General features: G+C 40.7%; 9 protein-coding genes and 1 pseudogene. 7 read left to right on the forward strand and 3 right to left on the reverse strand.

The genetic code is table 11. The features are described from left to right. The first annotated feature begins 391 nt into the window (after positions 1–391). Positions 392–2,197: a pyruvate kinase gene (gene pyk / locus CYAN7822_RS07445; RefSeq protein ID WP_013321624.1), complete on the forward strand. Its 1,806-nt coding sequence runs from the start codon at positions 392–394 to the stop codon at positions 2,195–2,197. A gap of 113 nt (positions 2,198–2,310) precedes the next feature. Next, complete coding sequence (locus tag CYAN7822_RS07450) at positions 2,311–2,766, forward strand: hypothetical protein (RefSeq protein ID WP_013321625.1); 456 nt, start codon at positions 2,311–2,313, stop codon at positions 2,764–2,766. Between the two features lie 325 nt (positions 2,767–3,091). On the opposite strand, the gene CYAN7822_RS07455 is transcribed toward CYAN7822_RS07450, so the two are convergent. Continuing rightward, positions 3,092–3,634, reverse strand: a complete 543-nt coding sequence (locus tag CYAN7822_RS07455) for a pilus assembly FimT family protein (RefSeq protein WP_013321627.1) — start codon at positions 3,632–3,634, stop codon at positions 3,092–3,094. 187 nt (positions 3,635–3,821) lie between these two features. Between CYAN7822_RS07455 and dprA the strand changes: the two genes are divergently transcribed. Beyond that, positions 3,822–4,952, forward strand: a complete 1,131-nt coding sequence (dprA, locus tag CYAN7822_RS07460) for a DNA-processing protein DprA (RefSeq protein ID WP_041933575.1) — start codon at positions 3,822–3,824, stop codon at positions 4,950–4,952. A gap of 55 nt (positions 4,953–5,007) precedes the next feature. Here the strand turns inward: dprA and CYAN7822_RS07465 are convergent, their stop codons facing one another. After that, positions 5,008–5,229, reverse strand: a complete 222-nt coding sequence (locus CYAN7822_RS07465) for a hypothetical protein (protein ID WP_041933168.1) — start codon at positions 5,227–5,229, stop codon at positions 5,008–5,010. A gap of 191 nt (positions 5,230–5,420) precedes the next feature. Here CYAN7822_RS07465 and CYAN7822_RS07470 point away from each other — a divergent pair. The 3 genes and pseudogenes from CYAN7822_RS07470 (at position 5,421) to CYAN7822_RS35575 (ending at position 11,083) form a co-directional block, all read left to right on the forward strand. Then, positions 5,421–6,735: pseudogene (locus CYAN7822_RS07470) on the forward strand (RNA-guided endonuclease InsQ/TnpB family protein). A 468-nt stretch (positions 6,736–7,203) separates the two neighbouring features. After that, positions 7,204–10,695 carry a WD40 domain-containing protein gene (locus CYAN7822_RS07475; protein WP_013321630.1) on the forward strand — a complete coding sequence of 1,164 codons (3,492 nt, stop codon included), beginning with the start codon at positions 7,204–7,206 and terminating at the stop codon, positions 10,693–10,695. A gap of 154 nt (positions 10,696–10,849) precedes the next feature. Beyond that, positions 10,850–11,083 carry a hypothetical protein gene (locus CYAN7822_RS35575; RefSeq protein ID WP_013321631.1) on the forward strand — a complete coding sequence of 78 codons (234 nt, stop codon included), beginning with the start codon at positions 10,850–10,852 and terminating at the stop codon, positions 11,081–11,083. A 336-nt stretch (positions 11,084–11,419) separates the two neighbouring features. On the opposite strand, the gene CYAN7822_RS07480 is transcribed toward CYAN7822_RS35575, so the two are convergent. Continuing rightward, positions 11,420–13,837 (reverse strand): GH116 family glycosyl hydrolase, encoded by a 2,418-nt coding sequence (locus CYAN7822_RS07480; protein WP_013321632.1) that lies wholly within the window; start codon positions 13,835–13,837, stop codon positions 11,420–11,422. Positions 13,838–14,064: 227 nt separating this feature from the next. Between CYAN7822_RS07480 and CYAN7822_RS07485 the strand changes: the two genes are divergently transcribed. After that, entirely contained in the window at positions 14,065–19,764 is a 5,700-nt protein-coding gene (locus CYAN7822_RS07485) for an alpha-2-macroglobulin family protein (protein WP_013321633.1), read from the forward strand. The last annotated feature ends 2 nt before the right edge of the window (positions 19,765–19,766 follow it).

Here is a 19,766-nt window from a genome sequence, read left to right on the forward strand (position 1 = left end):
GAAAAAAATGCTATCAGTTGCAGTTGTATACTATATTGTCATTGCTGTACTTGTTTTTAGCTTTTGGTTGAAAGTTTTTATGGCCGACACCACAACCGAGAAAACAGATCTTATGTCTTGGTTGGTTTTAATCATTGGAACAAGTTTGTGGCCGCTGGTTCTTCCCTTTGCTTATTTAGAAATTTCTAACAAGGTTTCTAGACAGAGACATTAAAAATTATTTACAACAACTTGATAAAAAAAATGACTCTATGACATTTCACTCTACCTAAGTAGATGAATCTGTCTCAATAGTGAGTTAATAATACTTAACAGAAAGCTGATGTAGGCTCTAGCGCAAAACCCATAAATTTAGTATTATTATTATTTGCTCGTTTGTTTGGTTGAGCTTATGCAACCGCGCACATTGCCTCGTCGAACTAAAATAGTGGCTACCATCGGACCGGCTAGCCAAGATAAAGAAACTCTCCGTCAACTGATTCAAGCTGGTGCGACGACGTTTCGGCTAAATTTTTCTCACGGAACCCATGATGATCATCAACGAAATATCCGTCTGATTCGTCAAACCGCTTTTGAACTTAATCAGCCGGTGGGGATCTTGCAAGACTTGCAAGGGCCTAAAATTCGTCTAGGTAAATTTCAATGTCAATCCATTCTGCTTAACCCAGGTGATTCGTTTATACTCACCAGTCGTTTAGAAGTAGAGTGCAATCAAGATATTAGTTGTGTTACTTATGAATATCTAGCTGAGGAAGTACCTGAAGGCTCTCGAATTCTTTTAGACGATGGTAAAGTGGAGATGCTGGTAGAAAAAGTCGACCTCCAGCAAAAAAATCTACATTGTCGAGTTATCGTGGGAGGCCCCCTTTCCAGCAATAAAGGGGTTAACTTTCCGGGTGTTTACCTCTCGGTGAAAGCTTTAACTGAAAAAGACAAAAAAGACCTTGTATTTGGGCTAGATCAAGGAGTAGATTGGGTTGCTCTCAGCTTTGTTCGTAATCCTCAAGATATCTTAGAGATTAAAGATTTAATTGCTAATGCCGGTAAATCGGTGCCGGTTATTGCCAAAATCGAAAAACATGAAGCCATCAAAGAAATGGAGGCGATTTTATCGTTATGTAATGGGGTAATGGTGGCCCGAGGAGATTTAGGGGTAGAATTGCCGGCTGAAGATGTACCGATTTTGCAAAAGCGTCTGATCGTCACGGCTAATAAATTGGGCATTCCCATTATTACAGCAACTCAAATGTTAGACAGTATGGTCAGTAACCCCCGTCCAACTCGGGCTGAGGTTTCTGATGTGGCTAATGCGATCTTGGATGGTACAGATGCGGTTATGCTCTCCAATGAGACAGCAGTAGGAAAATACCCCATAGAAGCTGTAGCCACTATGGCTAAAATTGCTGAACGCATCGAACAAGAAAGAGAACATTTTACCGCTCGTTCATACCCGAGCAATAAACATTCTATTCCTAATGCCATCTCGAGTGCCGTCAGCCAAATTGCTGAACAACTAGAAGCAGCCGCCATCATGACTTTAACTAAAAGCGGAGCGACAGCCCGTAATGTTTCTAAATTCCGTCCTAAAACGCCGATTTTAGCGGTTACTCCCCATGTGGATGTGGCTAGGCAATTACAGTTAGTTTGGGGGGTTAAACCTTTATTAGTGCTAGATTTACCCTCTACCAGTCAGACATTTCAAGCCGCCATTAATGTCGCTCAAGAAAATTATCTGCTTGCGGATGGGGATTTAGTGGTGATGACAGCAGGAACCCTTCAAGGGGTTTCAGGTTCCACAGATTTAGTCAAAGTGGAAATGGTTAAAGCCGTCCTCGGTAAAGGAATTGGTATTGGACAAGGTTCAGTGAGTGGTCGAGCCAGGGTAGCTTACAGAGCGCAAGATTTAAGCCATTTTGAGGCAGGGGAGATTTTGGTCGCATCCTCGACTAATAAGGAATTTGTAGAGGTAATGCGTAAAGCATCAGGAATTATTACTGAAGAAGCAAGTCTCACCAGTCATGCGGCTATTATTGGCTTACGCTTAGGGATTCCGGTTATCGTCGGCTTGAGTAATGCAACTGAACTGATTCGTGAGGGAACAATTGTCACGATTGATGCTCAACGCGGTTTAGTTTATTCAGGAGCAATGATTAATAATGCCTTAAAAGGGATGGAGGCTAATTTACCAATTCCTTAAGTTTTTGTTGAGGAATTAAAGCTCTGATTATATTTCTCAATGTAGAGACGTTGCCCTTACGTCTCTCCCGGTTTATGCTTTAAATCAAATAAATTTTATTAAGCAATCTTAATATGTTATTAAAACTACTAGAAAAACTAGGGCGTAAACGTATCATTTATGACCGAGAGGGAACCTTAGCCTATATGTATCGTTATTATCTAATTTTTCCCGATAAAACTACTGATAAAGAAGATTCTAGCAACATTCCCTTCAACCTCATGTTACACAAAATTTGTCTGAGTGATCCCGATGAGCTACATGATCACCCTTGGTGGTACGCTACCTTAATTTTAAAAGGCGGCTATTGGGAAATCACGCCACAAGGCAGATTTTGGCGAAACCCTGGTCATTTCAGAATTAGTAATCCTAAATCTTTGCATCGCCTAGAAATTCCTGATGGCTCTGATGGGTCTTGGAGCTTATTTTTCAGGGGACCTAAAGTTCGAGAATGGGGATTTATTTTCCAGGGAAAATGGATAAATCACAGACAATATTTACAAAGCCGCCAACTGAGTCAATCAAAATAATTTAAATTTATTTCACAAGCCTAGATCAAATCATCTAGGCTGCCCCTGAACGGCCTATACCGGTATTTCACTAATTTAGAGGGGCTTTGAGAAAACAATTGTAACTTTTCCATAGTTCACAATTTGAGCAATCAGAGCGATGACAATAAATTTTATTACATTCAAACTCACAAATAGCAAGCTCTGGCGGGACTTCTTGCGCGATATATTTTTTCAGCCATTCTTGGACAAAGTTTTTCATAATCTTTGCTTAATTGCTTTATATTAATTATTTTAAAACGAAACAGTATTAAACTTACTTCCTCCATTTGGATGAGCCAGATGGTTAACTTTTATTACACTTTTTATCCAGACGAATATTCCAACTCCCATCCGTATCAAACAGAAATAAACACTTTTTAGCAGTGGTTCCATCAGCAATCAAAACTAAACGACCGAGTTGTCCCCAAGAACCACCGAGTCCGGCGTTAGTATCAGCCCAACTAACCCGATAAATTTGTCCGCCATTGCCGGCTACAGATGATTGTGTTCGTAAAGTTGAATTAGCCTGATCAATACTGACTCCATTGGTTAGAGAAAGCCATGAAGTAATGGACTCACAATTATTTCCTAAAATCTGAGCAAACTGTACACCTTCATTTGTCTCATTCATACACAAAGTCATAGGAATATTTCCATTGCCGGTTGCATCCAAACGGGTCATTTTCCAGTGTTGGGCTAAAGTCCAAATCGCCAAATTCAGTCGGATTAATCCCATCAACTGCTGCAATAAAGGCCAAGCTATAGCCACTAAAATAGCCATAACGAGGACTGTAATCATTAACTCTAAAAGACTATAGCCTTTGATTCCCTGTTTTTGCCTTTTCATCCGAAAATTTGCTCTTTAATCGTCTAAAATAAATATTAACTTTGAGAATATCACAAAGAAAACATTGATCGCTATCAGTTTCATAAAAAATAAGGAGGCGATTTTACCGATGACAGAAGGGATGTTTAAAAATACACTAAATAAAAATTTTGGATCACTTGGAAGCCAGGAAAAAAAGGAGTCAAAATTGTCCATTGAACGTGCTTATTGGGTAGCTTGGTCCCAAATTTCAGGCATAGGGCCAGTATTATTAAAACGAATTTATCAGCATTTTCAAAGCTTAGAAATTGCCTGGAGTGCCTCCACAGCCGAATTAGGAGCAGTGGAAGGACTCGGAAAACGAATTCTAGCAGCCATCAGTGAAACGCGCTCAAAACTTAATCCTGAACAATTCCTACAACAACACATGCAGAAAAATCCTTATTTTTGGACTCCTGCTGATTCGGAATATCCTCAACTGTTATGGGAAATTCCCAGTCCCCCTCCAGTGTTATATTATCGAGGTCAAGTTAAAGCCGAAGAAAATCAAGGTATTACTCCGATGATCGCTATTGTGGGGACTCGTTACCCAACAGAACATGGCCGTCGCTGGACTCATAAAATTAGTTCTACCTTAGCTCAACAGGGCTTTACTGTTGTTTCTGGAATGGCAGCCGGAATTGATGGACAGGCCCATCGTTCCTGTCTTGAAAACGGTGGACGTACCCTAGCTGTATTAGGTACAGGGGTAGATATCGCTTATCCTTCCAGTCATCGCCAGTTACATCAAGAAATTCAACAACAGGGGTTACTATTGAGTGAGTATTCTCAGGGCACAAAAGTTGACCGCAGCAATTTTCCGGCTCGTAACCGCATTATTGCGGGTTTATGTCGCGCCATCTTGGTGATGGAAGCACCGCTTAAATCTGGTGCTTTAATTACGGCTCGTTATGGGAATGAATTTGGACGAGATGTTTACACTTTACCCAATTCTCCAGAGGTAGAAGAGGCAAAAGGCTGTTTAAAATTACTCCATCAAGGAGCAGAAGTTATTGTAGAAGTGGAAGAGTTACTCGAAAGTTTAGGTGCTATGCCCAATTTGGATACAGAAAAACAAAAACAGTTATCTATTTTTGAGCAAACGCCCATCAAAGCCATGCCAGACTTAAGTATTCAATTAACTGAGGTCTTGCAAGCGGTGGGCGTTGAACCTACTGCTTTTGATTTAATTGTGCAAAAGACGGGGTTATGTACTGGTGAGGTTTCAGCCGCTTTATTACAATTGGAATTATTCGGGGTTATTGCTCAGTTGCCCGGTATGAGATATCAAAGAACGTGAGGCTAACTAAGTAGTCGCAGATCAATAAAGTCGACTGTGCTTTTGAAAGATCAACTCACAGCAACAAGGTACCAATATCAGCACAGTGATCGCAACCTGAAGAAACGATCAGATGTTTCGTTTTCATCACAGATGAAATTAAGAAAAACAGAAGGGCAAAACTAATTACACCTTCTGCCCATTCTAGGAGATACTCCCAAGTTACAGCACTTAAAACCAGAATAGTCAATGCAGCGATGCTAAAGACCAGCAGAACAGGGCTATGTAATAATCTCATTTGATCATTAATCATGAGGTAGTTGTATTTATATAGTGCCCACAAACGCCGCTAGTTGTTACCACCTGAGTTTGACCGAAAATTTTTGGGTACAAGCCCCGTCCTTTTAGGCTTGTCCTGAGTGACAACGAAGGGACGGCTTTTCAAAACCTATGCTACAATATTGATATCCAGAAGTCGAGTATCAAAGTGTGTTTGTCATAGAGTGCAAAGTTAAACCAAAACCTCAACAAATTCAATCAATTGATGAAGCCATCAGGACATCTCAGTTTGTCCGAAATAAGGTGCTTCGCTATTGGATGGATAATCGAGGTGTGGGCAAAACTGAACTCTTTCGATACAACACGAGGTTGAGGAAAGAATACAAATTTGTTGATGATTTAAACTCCCATGCCTGTCAAACGGCGGTAGAAAGAGTGCTTAGAGCAATCAACAAGTTTTTTGATAACTGTAAAAAGAAAATACCCGGAAAGAAAGGCTATCCAAAGTTCAAGCAAAATACTCGCTCGGTAGAGTACAAAGTCTCAGGATGGAAGCTATCAGAAAATAGAAAGCATATCACTTTCACCGATAAGAAAAACATCGGGAAGTTAAAACTGATAGGGACTAGAGACTTAAATTATTACCAAATAGAGCAAATAAAACGAGTAAGAATAATCAGGAGAGCCGATGGGTATTACGTGCAGTTTTCAATTCATTTAGACCCTAGAGATAGGGTTGAACCGTTAATCCCTTCTCAAAAAGCCGTAGGGGTGGACGTAGGCTTGAAATATTTCTATGCGGATAGTCAAGGAAATATCGAACCCATTCCACAATTTTATCGGAAGGCAGAGCGTCAATTAAATAGGGCTAATAGAAAGAAATCTAAAAAGTTCCGCAAGGGACAGAAACAATCCCGAAACTATCACAAAGCGAGATGTCGATATGCTCGGAAGCATTTAAGGGTAAGTAGGCAGCGAGAAGAGTTTGCCAAGAGAAAGGCACTCCGCTTAATTCAATCTAACGATTTGATAGCCTATGAAGATTTAAATGTTAAAAGCCTGGTTAAAAATCGGCATCTAGCGAAGTCGATATCAGATGTAGGATGGTCATTATTTAGGCGTTGGTTGGAGTATTTTGGGTACAAATATGGAAAGGTGACGGTTGCCGTTTCTCCCCATAACACCTCTCTAAATTGCTCTAGCTGTGGGCAAAAAGTCCAAAAATCTCTATCAACTAGAACTCATGTTTGTTCTTGTGGCTGTATTTTAGATAGAGATGTCAACGCGGCATTAAACATTCTACAGAAGGGATTAAGTACCGTAGGGCATACGGGATCTAAAGCTTTTGAAAGTGAGATTCTTGAGGGCGTTAGCTACGGCTAATGGGGGAGAAGATGCCTCTACTTTGGTTGGAGCAATCCTGTCAGAGCAAGGATCTTCTGTGAACCAAGAATCCCCACGCATACGCGGCTGGGGAGTGTCAAATCTTTATTTAGGCAAGAGGTCTAATCTAGACATAATGTAAAGAATTGTAAATTTTTTGCAATCGCCCCACAGGCTCTGACAAAAAGTAAGCTTGATTTATGTCAAGGTACTGAGCCGATTATAAAGTTTTTAATTTATTGACTTTTTGATATGGATGATCTAAGAATAAGAAAGACAGCTATAGATCATAAGAGGGTATAGCTGTCAGCATTTTTCCTCGATTTCTTAGCCCTGCCATTTTAGCGGGGCTATTTGTTTGATGGGAACCAAGTAAAATCTATTGTTACCCTCATGATATGAAGGTTAACTAAAAAAAGCAGTGATCTCGATCACAAGCGAAAGCAATTTTATTCGACCGCAATTTCAGCTTAGAATCCTTTGTGTTTTAACCAAAGGAGATGTCAATTTTAGCGAGCTACTGACTGAAAAATTTAGATGCACAGACAGAGACTACCATTCGCCCAAGCATAAGTCTATCCTAGAAGATACAAATATAGCGGCGAACCTGATGAACACAATCGCAAGCGTTGACTATCACTATCGAGTCGGTGGAAGTCTAGCCTACAATCATCCTACCTATGTAGAAAGACAAGCAGACAAAGAACTTTTAGCCGCCCTAGAGGCCGGAAACTTTTGTTATGTGTTCAACTGTCGTCAGATGGGAAAATCGAGTCTGCGGGTGCGAATCATGCATCAATTGCAGGCAGCCGGCATGAGTTGCGCCTCGGTAGATATTACCAGTCTCGGCAGCGATATTAGTCGAGATCAGTGGTATAGCGGTGTAATTACCCAGTTATTTTTAGGCTTTAATTTAGTCGGAAAAATTAATTTAAAAGCTTGGCTACGGGAAAGAGAAGAATTATCGCCGGTACAAAAATTCGCTCAGTTTATAGAAGATGTTTTATTAGTTAAATGTCCTGGGAAAAAAATTTTTATTTTTATCGATGAAATTGATAAAATTTTGAGTCTTCCGTTTTCGCTAGATGACTTTTTCTCGCTCATCCGCTTTTGTTATAACCAACGCGCCGAAAATTCAGCCTACAATCGCATTACTTTTGCTCTCTTTGGTGTGGCTACCCCTTCAGATTTAATTCGAGAAAAAACGCAAACTTCTTTTAATATTGGTCAAGCCGTAGAATTAACCGGTTTTACTCTCGATGAAGTCCAACCTTTAGAAGCCGGATTGACTGAAGCGGCTGAATGTCCCTCATCGGTTTTAAAAGAAATCTTATATTGGACAGGTGGACAACCTTTTCTGACTCAAAAACTCTGTCAACTGCTCCTGAATTCTGTATCTTTAATTCCCCAAGGAGAAGAACAACTAGCGGTTAAAACTGTAGTGGATTCTCAAGTGATAGAAAATTGGGAATCAGTCGATGAACCTGTGCATTTAAAAACGATTAAAGACCGTCTGCTGCGAAATGAACAACGGGCCGGCAGACTTTTAGGAATCTATCAAAATATTTTAAAACAAGGATTTATTGAGGCTGATGATAGCCCTGAACAAGCAGAATTAAGACTTTCAGGGTTAGTGGTTAAACGAGAAGGACGCTTACAAGTTTATAACCCAATTTATCAAGCCGTTTTTAATCAAGAATGGGTCAATAAACAATTAGAAAAACTCCGTCCCTACTCAGAAGCGATAGCGGGTTGGGAAGCCTCACGGTTTACCGATGACTCTCGTCTTTTACGAGGACAAACGTTAAAAGATGCCCTAGCTTGGGCGATGGGTAAGAGTTTAACTAACCTGGATTATCAATTTTTAACCGCTAGTCAAAAACTCGACAAACGAGAAGCCGAACTCAATTTAGAAACCCAAAAAAAAGCCAATGAAATTCTGACTACAGCTAACGGGAAAGCGACCCGACGAATTCGGATTGGATTAGCGATTTTAATGCTTTCTCTAATGGGAGCCGTAATAGCGATCATCCAAGCGAAATCTGCCTCAGATAAACAACGGGAAGCGCAAATAGGAACCCAATTACAACGCAGTGGAGATACGGCTTGGCGACAATTTGAATTTGATGAAATTGAAGCTTTACTGTCGGCAATGCAAACCGGACAAGAATTAAAAAATACCGTCAAAGATGGCCGCCTATTAGAAAATTATCCCGCCACTAGCCCCTTAGTGACCTTAGAACAAATTTTAGAACAAATTACTGAAAAAAATAGTTTAAAAGGGCATCAAGATACCGTCTATAGTGTCAGTATTAGTCCGGATAAAAAGCTGATTGCTAGTGCCTCTAGGGATGGAACCGTCAAAATTTGGAATCCACAAGGAAAACAACTAGCTACCCTCAGAGGACACGAAGGAACTATTTATGGAGTTAGTTTTAGTCCTGATGGCCAATATATTGCTACGGCTTCCCGAGATAAAACCGCGAAATTATGGACAAAAGAAGGAAAATTAATCGCGACTCTACGAGGACATAAAGGCTCAGTTTATAACGTCACTTTTAGCCCTGATGGTAAATTAATTGCTACTACTTCTAGAGATTCTACGGCAATTTTATGGGATAAAAAAGGAGATAAAATTGCCATTTTGCGAGGTCATAAAAAATCGGTAGATGATCTGAGTTTTAGTCCTGACAGTAAACGAATTGCTACGGCATCACGAGACGGAACGGTAAAACTCTGGGATACAAAAGGAAATTTTTTAGGTAACTTAAAGCAGGATGATGTCGCTTTTTACAGTGTTGATTTTAGCCATGATGGTAAATTAATCGCCGTTGCTTCTAGTGATGGTGTGGTTAAAGTCTCTGATCTACAAGGCAATTTAATTGTTACTATTAAAGGACATCAAGATTTTGTTAATCGAGTTCGTTTTAGTCCTAATGGTCAATGGATTGCTACGGCTTCGAGTGATGGAACGGCTAAATTATGGAATTTAAAAGGAAAAGAACTCTTAACCCTTAGAGGTCATCAAGAATCAATTTATGATATATATTGGAGTTCTGATGGAAAAGAATTAGCAACGGCTTCTGGAGATGGAACAGTCAAGTTATGGCAAATTAATGAGAAAAATTTGACCTTAATTAGTAATGCCCAAAGAGGAATTACTAACGTTAGTTTTAATTTCAATGGCTCATTACTAGCTAAAGCTTATAAAGATGGAGAAATTTATTTAACTGACCTTCAAGGAAATTTAAAACATCAGTTTGATTCAGGTTTAGAGTGGATATATGATCTTCGCTTTAGCCCTGATGGTCAACAGATTGCGGCTGTTTCCCGAGGCGGAATGATTAAAATTTGGGACCTGACCGGCAAACCCTCTAGAGAATGGCTAGGAGATTCTAATAATATTTACAGTCTGGCTTTTAGTCCTGACGGAAAACTATTAGCAACGGGGAATCAAGAGGGTAAAGTTAAAGTGTGGAACCTAACCGGTAATCCCCCTCAACTCTTGTCTAATTTTTCTGCCCATAAAGATATGATTAATAGTCTGAATTTTAGTCCTGATGGGCAAAATATCTTAACGGCTTCTGCGGATGGATTGGCTAAATTATGGGATTTACAAGGAAATTTACAAGCCGAGTTGAAGGAACATCAAGAAGCGGTTTATGGGGCGATTTTTAGCCCTGATGGGAAATATATTGCTACGGCTTCTAAGGATGGTACTGCCCTTTTATGGAATCAAGAGGGACAACAAATAGCCGCTTTGCAAGGAGATTTATTTCCAGTTTATCGTATTGCCTTTAGTCCCGATGAAAAATATATTGCTACAGGTTCTAGTGATGGTACCACTCGGTTATGGGATATTAAGGGAAATTTGCGGGCAGAATTTAAAGGACATCAAGACACAATTTATGGTGTTAACTTTAGCCCGAACAGCAAAATCGTGACAACGGTGTCTCGGGATGGAATGTTGCGGCAGTGGCAAGTTCAAGAAGAATCTGCCCGTCTAGAAACTTTGCTAAAACAAGGTTGTCAGTGGTTGGGAGATTACTTTGTGACTCGTCGGAGTGAAAAGGAAAAGTTAGGGGTTTGTAACAAAAATTAATCATCATTTTGCTCGATTTTCCCGCCACCCGTGTATTTAGCGAGATAGTTTACCGGTGGGGACTTCTGCCCACATTTTTGTTAAATGTTCAATTCTCAAAAGAGGCTCTTTTACTGTAAAATGTGTATAGAAATACAGTTTTTTTTGAGTTGCCGTGTTCCAAATTGCTCAAAGTCCAACTTTATATTTAATGTCTCTCATCCTGCCGACAGGATGCAAATGTACCATCGTCAAAAATGTCACCTATCGGATAGTCTGCCCTGATTTTGCTACTGCTTTACGGGTTTGGAATAGACGCATGAGATGTATTTATCCTCTTCTACAATCCGGAGATGTGGTAGAAGTTATGGGGGAAGGCTTCTATGAGATTAGTAATCCTTTGCCATAAGTGGCGATGGGTTTTGTCGCGCACTCTTATGGGTTAAAAAAAGGATTAATATGATTATATAGTCTAAAAAAACCATTAGAACTTACTAATAAATTTCCTTCCCTCCTTTTGACAAGCGCATAATATTCCCACTAGAGACGTTGCCTACAGCAGACCTCTTGCATAAATCCAAAATCAAATCACTACAGTAAAGAAAGCCTAAATTTTTCTGACTTTTAAATGAGTGACTTTTGACTTACTTGTGCAAGAAGTCTACCGTCTCTAGGACTCAGGGGAAAAATTCCCATCAGCAAGAGAAAATAATTAATGATAGATGAACACAGATAAAGGTGTATCTTAGCTTTTAAATCCTTTTAAAATTCCATAAACTGCCCAAATAGCCATTGCCCTAAGATAATGACTAGCCCGAAAAGTTCCCACTGCCGTTATCGCTTCTGGAGTCCGAAATTGTAAGCCATTTTCATACACCTGTTTAACAACCGCTTCAGTAATCTTAAATGCTTCTTCTTTCATCCCCATTTGTATCATAAAAGCCGCTAAGCCAAAATTAATTCCCGTCCATACTTCTAGGGGATGAGTAGCATCAGGATTTTCTGGCGTTCCATCGGGTTTAACGCCATTAGCCGCCCCATATTTTCCCCCATGAAACTTTAAAAAACAGGCTTCATAAATCTTTCTTAAAGCAGAGGTGGTGTATTGAGGTTCCACCACATCCGGCAACCCTAACAAACGGGCGTAAAATTGACCACAAAGTTGATCACTCATCACCACATCCGAACCACTCTCACTATCGAGGCGGTAATATTCCCCATTCCAGAGAGTATCATGATATAAAGACCTCGCCTGTTGTAACCAATGACGGTAAGTCGTGATGGCTTCCTCGATCGATTCTGCCGCATTTTGCGGTTGTAATTGGGGGTTCATGGGGGGACGTTGCAGCAAGATTTCACCCATTTTTATGGCAGCTTCTAAGGCGGCTATCCACAACGCGCCACAATAAGCACTAATTCCCCGTAATTGCCAATCATCAAAAGTTTGATCGGGTGCCCCGGAATTTTCGGGTATCCCGTCCCCATCTAGGTCAAATGCTTTGAGATAAGCTAAAGTTTCAGTAACCGAATGCCAATGTTCCCATAAATAATCTTGATTATTGCCTCCGGTCCACAAAAAAGACCGATACAGCAGTAAAACAAAATCCGACCCTAAATCTTTCCAAAGATTGCAATCTTGATAACTGGTGTAATTGGTTTTTTCCCAAGGATGTTCATTGGGGGCCCCTAAATCATGGGGAGTTGCCCCTTTAGCTTTACGAATCGCTTTTGCCCCGTTATAACCGATAATTCTCGGGGTATCATCGGCTTGAGGAATTGCCCTAGCAAACGCTTCCATTACTGCTTTATCTAAGCGGGGCCATAACATCCCTAACGCAAATGATCCATATAAACGCACATCGAGGCTTTCATACCAACGATAATCTATACATTCAAGAACAGCAAACTGTCCTACCGGGTCATCTTCTGTAGCGGCTGTCCATAATGTCCCCCCATCGGCGAGTAAATATAATTCATTAAATAAAGCCATTTTGAACCAGTCAGGTAAGTCTTGGTCCTTGAGAATAGGAGACTGCCAGTCTATAATCCGATCCCGCCAGATATCAACGTTTTTTAGGGCTGTCCGCACCACTGACCAGACATTTTGCCCGTTGCGTCCGAAAAAGTCGGTATAGCGGCGATAATAATTAATTCCTTGGGAAAATTCGGTAATGGGTAAGTCCCAAGCGAGGATAAAAGGAATGAGGCGAGTTTTACCCGGGGGGATAGTAAAACGAATGGCCATGGCGGCGGCAATTTGTTCACCGGGTGCGGCAGCAGATTCATTTTCATAATCTCCTAGCATCCCATTCATAGCAAAATAATCCCAAATTTCTGATCCATCCCCCATTGGGTTCCAACGGGTATTATAAAAAACTTCTACACTGGGGTTAAGGATGCTGGCGATGCACAGTTGTCCTTCGCCTTCTTGGACTTGTGGGTGGGGTTGAATGCGGTTGAGTAAACAACCCACTCGAAAATTATCGACTATCCACTGATTATAGTTGCCGGTACTATCGCCCCATCGGGGTTGATATTCATAGACGGGACTTCCATCATCTCTGACTTTAACTTCGGGGGTTTTGATAGCATTGCTAAACCAGCCTACTGTATTTTGCCACGACATCATGATGCTGAGGGTGATGGGGCGATCGGTAGGGTTATGAATAGTCCATGCAAAGATAGCTACCGGATAGCTAGTTTCTTGATAGTTTCCTGCCCAAATGGGGGAATATTGCTCACAGATAATTTTTGTTTGAAAGACTCCCTCGTATTCATACCAACTGCGGGGATAGAGGGCGTGATAGGTTCCTTTTTCAGTAGGATACCAAGACCAACGCGAAAGGGTTCCGTCTTCTGGGGGTTCAGTGGAAAGGGCATAAGCTTGGGCCTCTCCGCCTTCAGGTTGTTCAAAGATGCTAAATTGACAAGCGGCAAGAGTGCGAAAGATGTGTTCGCCGCCGTCGAGATGCCAGAGGTTAAAATCTCCTTTTGGGGAACGTCCGATACAGCCGGCACCAAACCCACCAAGGGGCACTCCATGCCAAGGGCCATCGTCTAAGTTACTGTTGTAGCGAACGGTGTAGGGGTTGTCCCATGCTTTGCCGATGGGACGTTTCCAAGCGAAAGGGGGGATTTCGGGTAGGGTGATCAGGTTCTTCATGTGTTTTATTGTAAATTGAGAGTGGCGCTTTGAGAAAATATGACCTCTCCTTTTATTTACCCCACCCGGTCAAGTTTTGGCCGATAGCTGTTCTTTCAAGCAACGTAGAACTAATTTACAAGGCGGACAAAATTCTTTTATGTTATTAAGAATTATAGCGAAATCCCCTGAAAACCTGGTCCTATAAGATATTACAGGAAATGGAGTGATTGAAAGGGGAGTGAAACGTGAAAAAAATTTATCAATTTTGCTGGATATTACTCCTCATCCTGAGTCTAGGCGGCTGTAATCTAGTACAAATAGGATCGGGCGTTGAACCCCTCCCAGTCGTCGAATCCCTTCCCCTGCCTCAACTCCCGCAGTGGATAGAACAAATTAGCCCCACTGGCGACGCACAACCTTTATCTCAAATTCTTATTCGCTTCAAAGAACCCTTAATTCCCGTCGAAAGTCTCGACAGTACACAACAACAATCTTTACTGAATAAATTTGAAATCATACCCCCATTAGCCGGTCAATTTCGCTTTTTAACCCCGAGAATGGTAGGGTTTCAAGCAGACGAAGCCATTCCCAAAGCCACGCGAGTAAAAGTCACCCTAAAAAGCGGCTTAAAAGACTTAAAAAACCATCAACTCGACCAAGATATTGCCTGGACATTTCAGACAGAAGCGATTCAAATCACAAATTTACCGGGCAACCCTCCCAATTCAGAAGACCCCCAACCCATTGATATTAAACCCATCTTAGAATTCACCTCCAACGTAGAACTAGACCTAGCTTCGATTAGCGAACATTCACAGCTTATCCCAGAAGGAAAACAGCAAGGCATTAACCTAAAAGCCGCCTTAAAACCCGACGATAACACCAACAATAATCCCGAGGAAAAATTTGAGCCTTCAGGGCGTAACTGGATTTATACCATTACCCCTAACACCACCCTAAAAAAAGCCACCCGTTATCGTTTAGAATTTTCGCCAGGGTTGCGTCCTCTGCATGGCAATTTAGCGAGTTCTCTCAATTACTCCTCTCAAGTATTTACCTATTCACCCCTAGCCTTAAAAAGCCTGGATTATTACGGCCAACCCGATGCCGGGGGAACTTCTGGAAGATTTGTTAAAGGCAGTCCTCAATTAAAGTTTAATAATGGATTAGTTGCCCAATCAGCCCTTAATAGTATTACCCTTTCTCCAGCCTCCAAACAAAAAATAAAACTCTTTGAAGCTTATGATGATGATAATATCATTAACCTCAATCCTTGGGCATTAGAACCACAAACGAATTATAGTATTACCATCAACAAAGACCTAAAAGACAAATTTGGGCAAACTTTAGAAAAACCCGTCACCCTAACTTTTAATACTGGGGATGTAGAAGGGGATATATGGGTTCCCAGTGGATTAAATATTTTTCCGTCAGGCAATAATCTACAACTAGATATCTCTACCGTTAATTTACCGGAGTCTAACTATCAAGCGGCTTTTCAAGTGGTTAACCCAACTGATTTAATCTATACAGAATCCGCTTATCCCAGTGGTTCAGATACGGATTTATTGCCCAGTTCTCAACAGTGGTCAACCTTTCCCGTCAGAGGAACCAAAAACCAAACTTATGATAATCCTGTCCCCTTAAAAGAAAAACTCGGTGGGTTAACTGGAATGTTAGCTTATGGGGTAAAAGCAAAAACTTATACCTATCAAGAAAATAATCAAACCTTGTGGCGAGAACCCGAATTTTATGGGTTAGTTCAGTTAACGAATTTAGGCGTATTTGCTCAGTGGTTTCCTGAATCAGGATTAATTCGAGTCAATCATCTTTCTGATGGTTCGGCGGTAGAAAATGCCCAGATAGAAATTTATCAGTCTAAGTTAGAGCAAAAAACGAAAATAGGAACTAAACCCTGTGCCACTTCTCAAACAGATTTAAACGGAATCGCCATTATTGAAGGAGAAAATTGGCAACAATGTATAAGCCAAAACGGAGCAACAAAACTCTTAGTCATTGCCCGAGAAGGAGAAGATTGGGCATATACTCGCACCGATGAATACAGTGGGTCTTATGAATATGGAATTAATGCGGGATGGGATGAGGGGAAACCCATTTCTAGGGGAGTTATTTTTTCTGATCGGCAGTTATATCAACCCGGAGAAACAGCCTATTTTAGCGGCACAGCTTATTATTTAAAAAATGGCAGTCTTCAGCAAGATAAAAATACAGCCTATCAAATTACTCTAACTAATCCCGATGGCAAAAAAACAAATTTAGGGACTCAAAAGACTAATAACTTTGGGACATTTTCTCTAGAATTTACCATCGATAAAAATCTGCCGCTAGGTTATTATTCTCTAGTGGCAAAAAGCAAAGCAGGAGTAGAAATTAATGGAGAATTTCGCCTAGCCGAATTTAAGCCGCCTACTTTTGGAGTTGACCTCAATTTAGATAAAGAATTTGCCAGTATCGATCAAGTGGTCACCGCTAATACTGATAGTCATTATTTCTTTGGTTCTCCTGTAGAAAGCGGAAAATTAAACTACTTTGTCACGAGACAGCAAACCAATTTTATTCCGAAAGGTTGGGAAAAATTCACCTTTGGCCGTCAGTGGTTTTGGCCAGAAGAACCGCCGCAAGTTCCTAATGATGTTTTGCAATCTTCACAAAGCTTAGATAATTCAGGGAAAAATAGTCAACAAATTCCTATCGCAAAAGACTTACCCTATCCGATGACTTATCGGGTGGAAGCACAAGTGACTGATGTGTCTAATATATCGGTTTCTAATGTAAAAACCTTCACCGCTTTACCCGATGAAAAATTAATCGGTTTACAGAATGATTTTGTTGCCAATGCTAATCAAGCTTTCCCGATAAAACTGATTGTCACAAATCCTCAAGGCGAACCGATTTCAGGGGAAAAAATCCGGGTAGAACTGCAAGCGATGAAATACAGCAGTATCACTCAATTACAAGAAGGAAGTAGCACTGATCAAAATCAGGTAGAATACAAAACTATCACTCAACAAGAAATCGTTTCAGCAAACGAACCTCAAACTATTTCTTTTACCCCTTCAGAGTCCGGTTCCTATCGCCTTCAAGCTAACTTTGCTAACCAAAAAGACGAGGTAACCGCTACAGACACACAAATTTGGGTAACGGGAGAAACGGCCGTCGACTGGGGTGATAGATATGAGAATAATCGCTTAGAAATTGAACTAGATAAACAAAATTATCAGGTGGGAGACATCGCCACTGCTTTAATTCAATCTCCCTATCCAGAAGGGGAATTATACTTTGCCGTTGTGCGTCATAATATCCTCTATAGTACCTTAGAAAAAATCAAGAGTAGTGCCCCAAAAATTCAATTTAAAATCACGCCAGAAATGCTCCCTAATGCGGCAGTCGAAGCGGTTTTAGTGCGGCAGGGAAAACCCTTATCTGAAGTCGAATCCGGTCAAGTGTCTAATTTAATCCGCATTGGCTTTGCGCCTTTTAATACTAACTTAGATGATAAATATTTACAGGTAAAACTGACTCCTCAAACGACCCAACAACAGCCCGGAAAACAACAAACCCTAGACCTAGAATTGAAAAATGATCAGGGAACTCCCCTACAAGGACAATTGACATTAATGGTAGTCAATGAAGCCATTTTACAATTAACCGGTTATCGTCCTCCCGACTTAGTAAAAACGGTTTATGCTGATCAAGACATTACCACTCGTTTATCCGATAATCGTCCTCAAGTAGTGTTAAAATCGCCCGCTTCCCCCTTAGAAAAAGGATGGGGATATGGAGGAGGATTATCAGCCGCCCTCGGTAGTACAGAAATACGCACAAATTTTCGTCCTCTAGCTTATTACAATGGTTCTGTGTTAACCGATAGAAACGGAAAAGCCAAAGTTAGCTTTTATTTACCTGATGATTTAACCACTTGGCGAGTGATGGCGGTTGCAACTGATGGAAACTTTCATTTTGGGAATGGTGAAGCGACTTTTATCACCACTAAACCCCTCGCGACTAACCCCGTTTTACCGCCATTTGCGCGTAATGGTGATCGCTTTTCGGGCGGAGTTGCTGTCACCAATACCACAGGAAAAGGCGGTAACTTAACGATTGAAGGGTATGTAAATCAATTTCTCAAATTAACCAATAACTCCCATTTACGCACCGATGCAACGGAAGGAACACAAGCTTATCGTTTCCCGATGGAAGCGGTAAAAACGGGAACCGGCAATGTGCAATTTTTAACTCAATTAAATGGTCAACAAAGAGATGCTTTTTCTGTTCCTTTGGAAGTTGAAAAACTGGATATTACTGAACAAGTGATTACCTCTGGAACAACGAAAAATGAAATCAGAATTCCCATCAATATTGATCAGAATGTTGTCTCTGATGTTGGGGGATTAGACATCTCTCTATCGGGTACATTAGTTCCGTCGATTACCGTTTCAGCAGAACAAGTATTTGATCAAGATCAATTTCCCTTTTTAGAAACCTCTGCCAGTCAATTAAGCATTGCCGCCAACTTAGAACTTCTCAATCAAACCTATAAGCAAAAATTTACTGAACTCAATCTAACTGATGCCGCTAATAAAGCTTTAGAAAACCTACAAAAATTACAACTCGCTGATGGAGGATTTGCCACCATTCCCCGAGAAAAAACCGCTAATCCATTATTAACGGCTTATGCGGCCGAAAGTCTTTACCAAGCAAAAAAAGCCGGATTTTTTGTCAATCCTCAACTGATTAAACCTCTGAAAACTTATTTACAACAAAGATTAGCTAATCCGAGTCAAGAAAAATTTTGTGATACCATCGCTTGTAAAAATCAAATTCGATTAGAAGCTTTAATCGCCTTAGCCCAATTAGGAGAAAAACGAAGCGATTTTTTACAGTCTTTGTATGAACAACGCCAAGAATTAGACCGGGTAGGACAAATTAAATTAGCCCGTTATCTCTCTCAATTTACTGACTGGAAAACCGAAGCCCAAAGCTTAAGCCGCGAAAGAGAAGAATTTATTTATGAAACGGGACGGACAGCAACCGTTAACTTGCCCCAAAATTGGGATTGGTTTAATTCGAATACCACCGCCCAAGCGCAAACCTTACGCTTATTTATGGCGCAAAATGCCCAACCTGAAATTATAGATCGTCTCTGGCAGGGATTAGTTGCTATGCAGCGTCAAGGAACTTGGGTTAATAGTTATGATACCGCCCAAGCTTTAGCCGCTTTAGTTGAATATAGCCAACAACAACCCCCCTTATCTAATTTTAAAACCACTATTTTACTGGATAATAAAGTTTTAGCAAATGTTCAATTTAAACAGAATCGTAATGCGAATTATGCGTTAAAAATTCCCATGCAATCTTTGCCCAGAGGGCAGCATAATTTAATGTTGAAAAACTCGGGCAACGGAACTCTTCATTATTTAACTGCCTTGCACTATCGTCCACAAGGAGAACAAAATGGACGATTTAATGGACTGCGAGTCAACCGCCTAATTTTTGCGGCTAATCAACCGAAACTATTAGATAAACAAGGACTCTATCCATCCGAAAAAGCTTTAACCCTTTCTCCAGGAGAAGTCTTTGATATTGGTTTAGAAATTATTAGCGATCATCCGATAGATCATCTATTAATTATAGACCCTCTTCCCGCAGGATTAGAAGCCATTGATACGAGTTTTCAAACCGCTTCGAGTTACTACCAATCTCAACAGAGTAGTTGGGCTATTAATTATCAGCAAATTTATCGGGATAAAATAGCGGCTTATAGCGATCATTTAGAAGCCGGCGTTTATACTTTACATTATCTCGTTCGTTCTGTTACTCCTGGTAGCTTTGACTGGCCTGGTGCAACCGTTTCCTTACAATATGCTCCCGAAGAATTTGGGCGCTGTACTTCCTCAAGATTAGAGATTAAATCAACTCAATAACT

This window comes from Gloeothece verrucosa PCC 7822, from assembly GCF_000147335.1.
Lineage (GTDB): Bacteria > Cyanobacteriota > Cyanobacteriia > Cyanobacteriales > Microcystaceae > Gloeothece > Gloeothece verrucosa.

What these genes read in the sequence shown, in the direction of transcription:
- CYAN7822_RS07475 (WP_013321630.1), top strand. Translation starts at nt 7,204, where the DNA reads ATGAACACAATCGCAAGCGTTGACTATCACTATCGAGTCGGTGGAAGT.
- pyk (WP_013321624.1), top strand. Translation starts at nt 392, where the DNA reads ATGCAACCGCGCACATTGCCTCGTCGAACTAAAATAGTGGCTACCATC.
- CYAN7822_RS07455 (WP_013321627.1), bottom strand. Translation starts at nt 3,634, where the DNA reads ATGAAAAGGCAAAAACAGGGAATCAAAGGCTATAGTCTTTTAGAGTTA.
- CYAN7822_RS07465 (WP_041933168.1), bottom strand. Translation starts at nt 5,229, where the DNA reads ATGAGATTATTACATAGCCCTGTTCTGCTGGTCTTTAGCATCGCTGCA.
- CYAN7822_RS07480 (WP_013321632.1), bottom strand. Translation starts at nt 13,837, where the DNA reads ATGAAGAACCTGATCACCCTACCCGAAATCCCCCCTTTCGCTTGGAAA.
- CYAN7822_RS07450 (WP_013321625.1), top strand. Translation starts at nt 2,311, where the DNA reads ATGTTATTAAAACTACTAGAAAAACTAGGGCGTAAACGTATCATTTAT.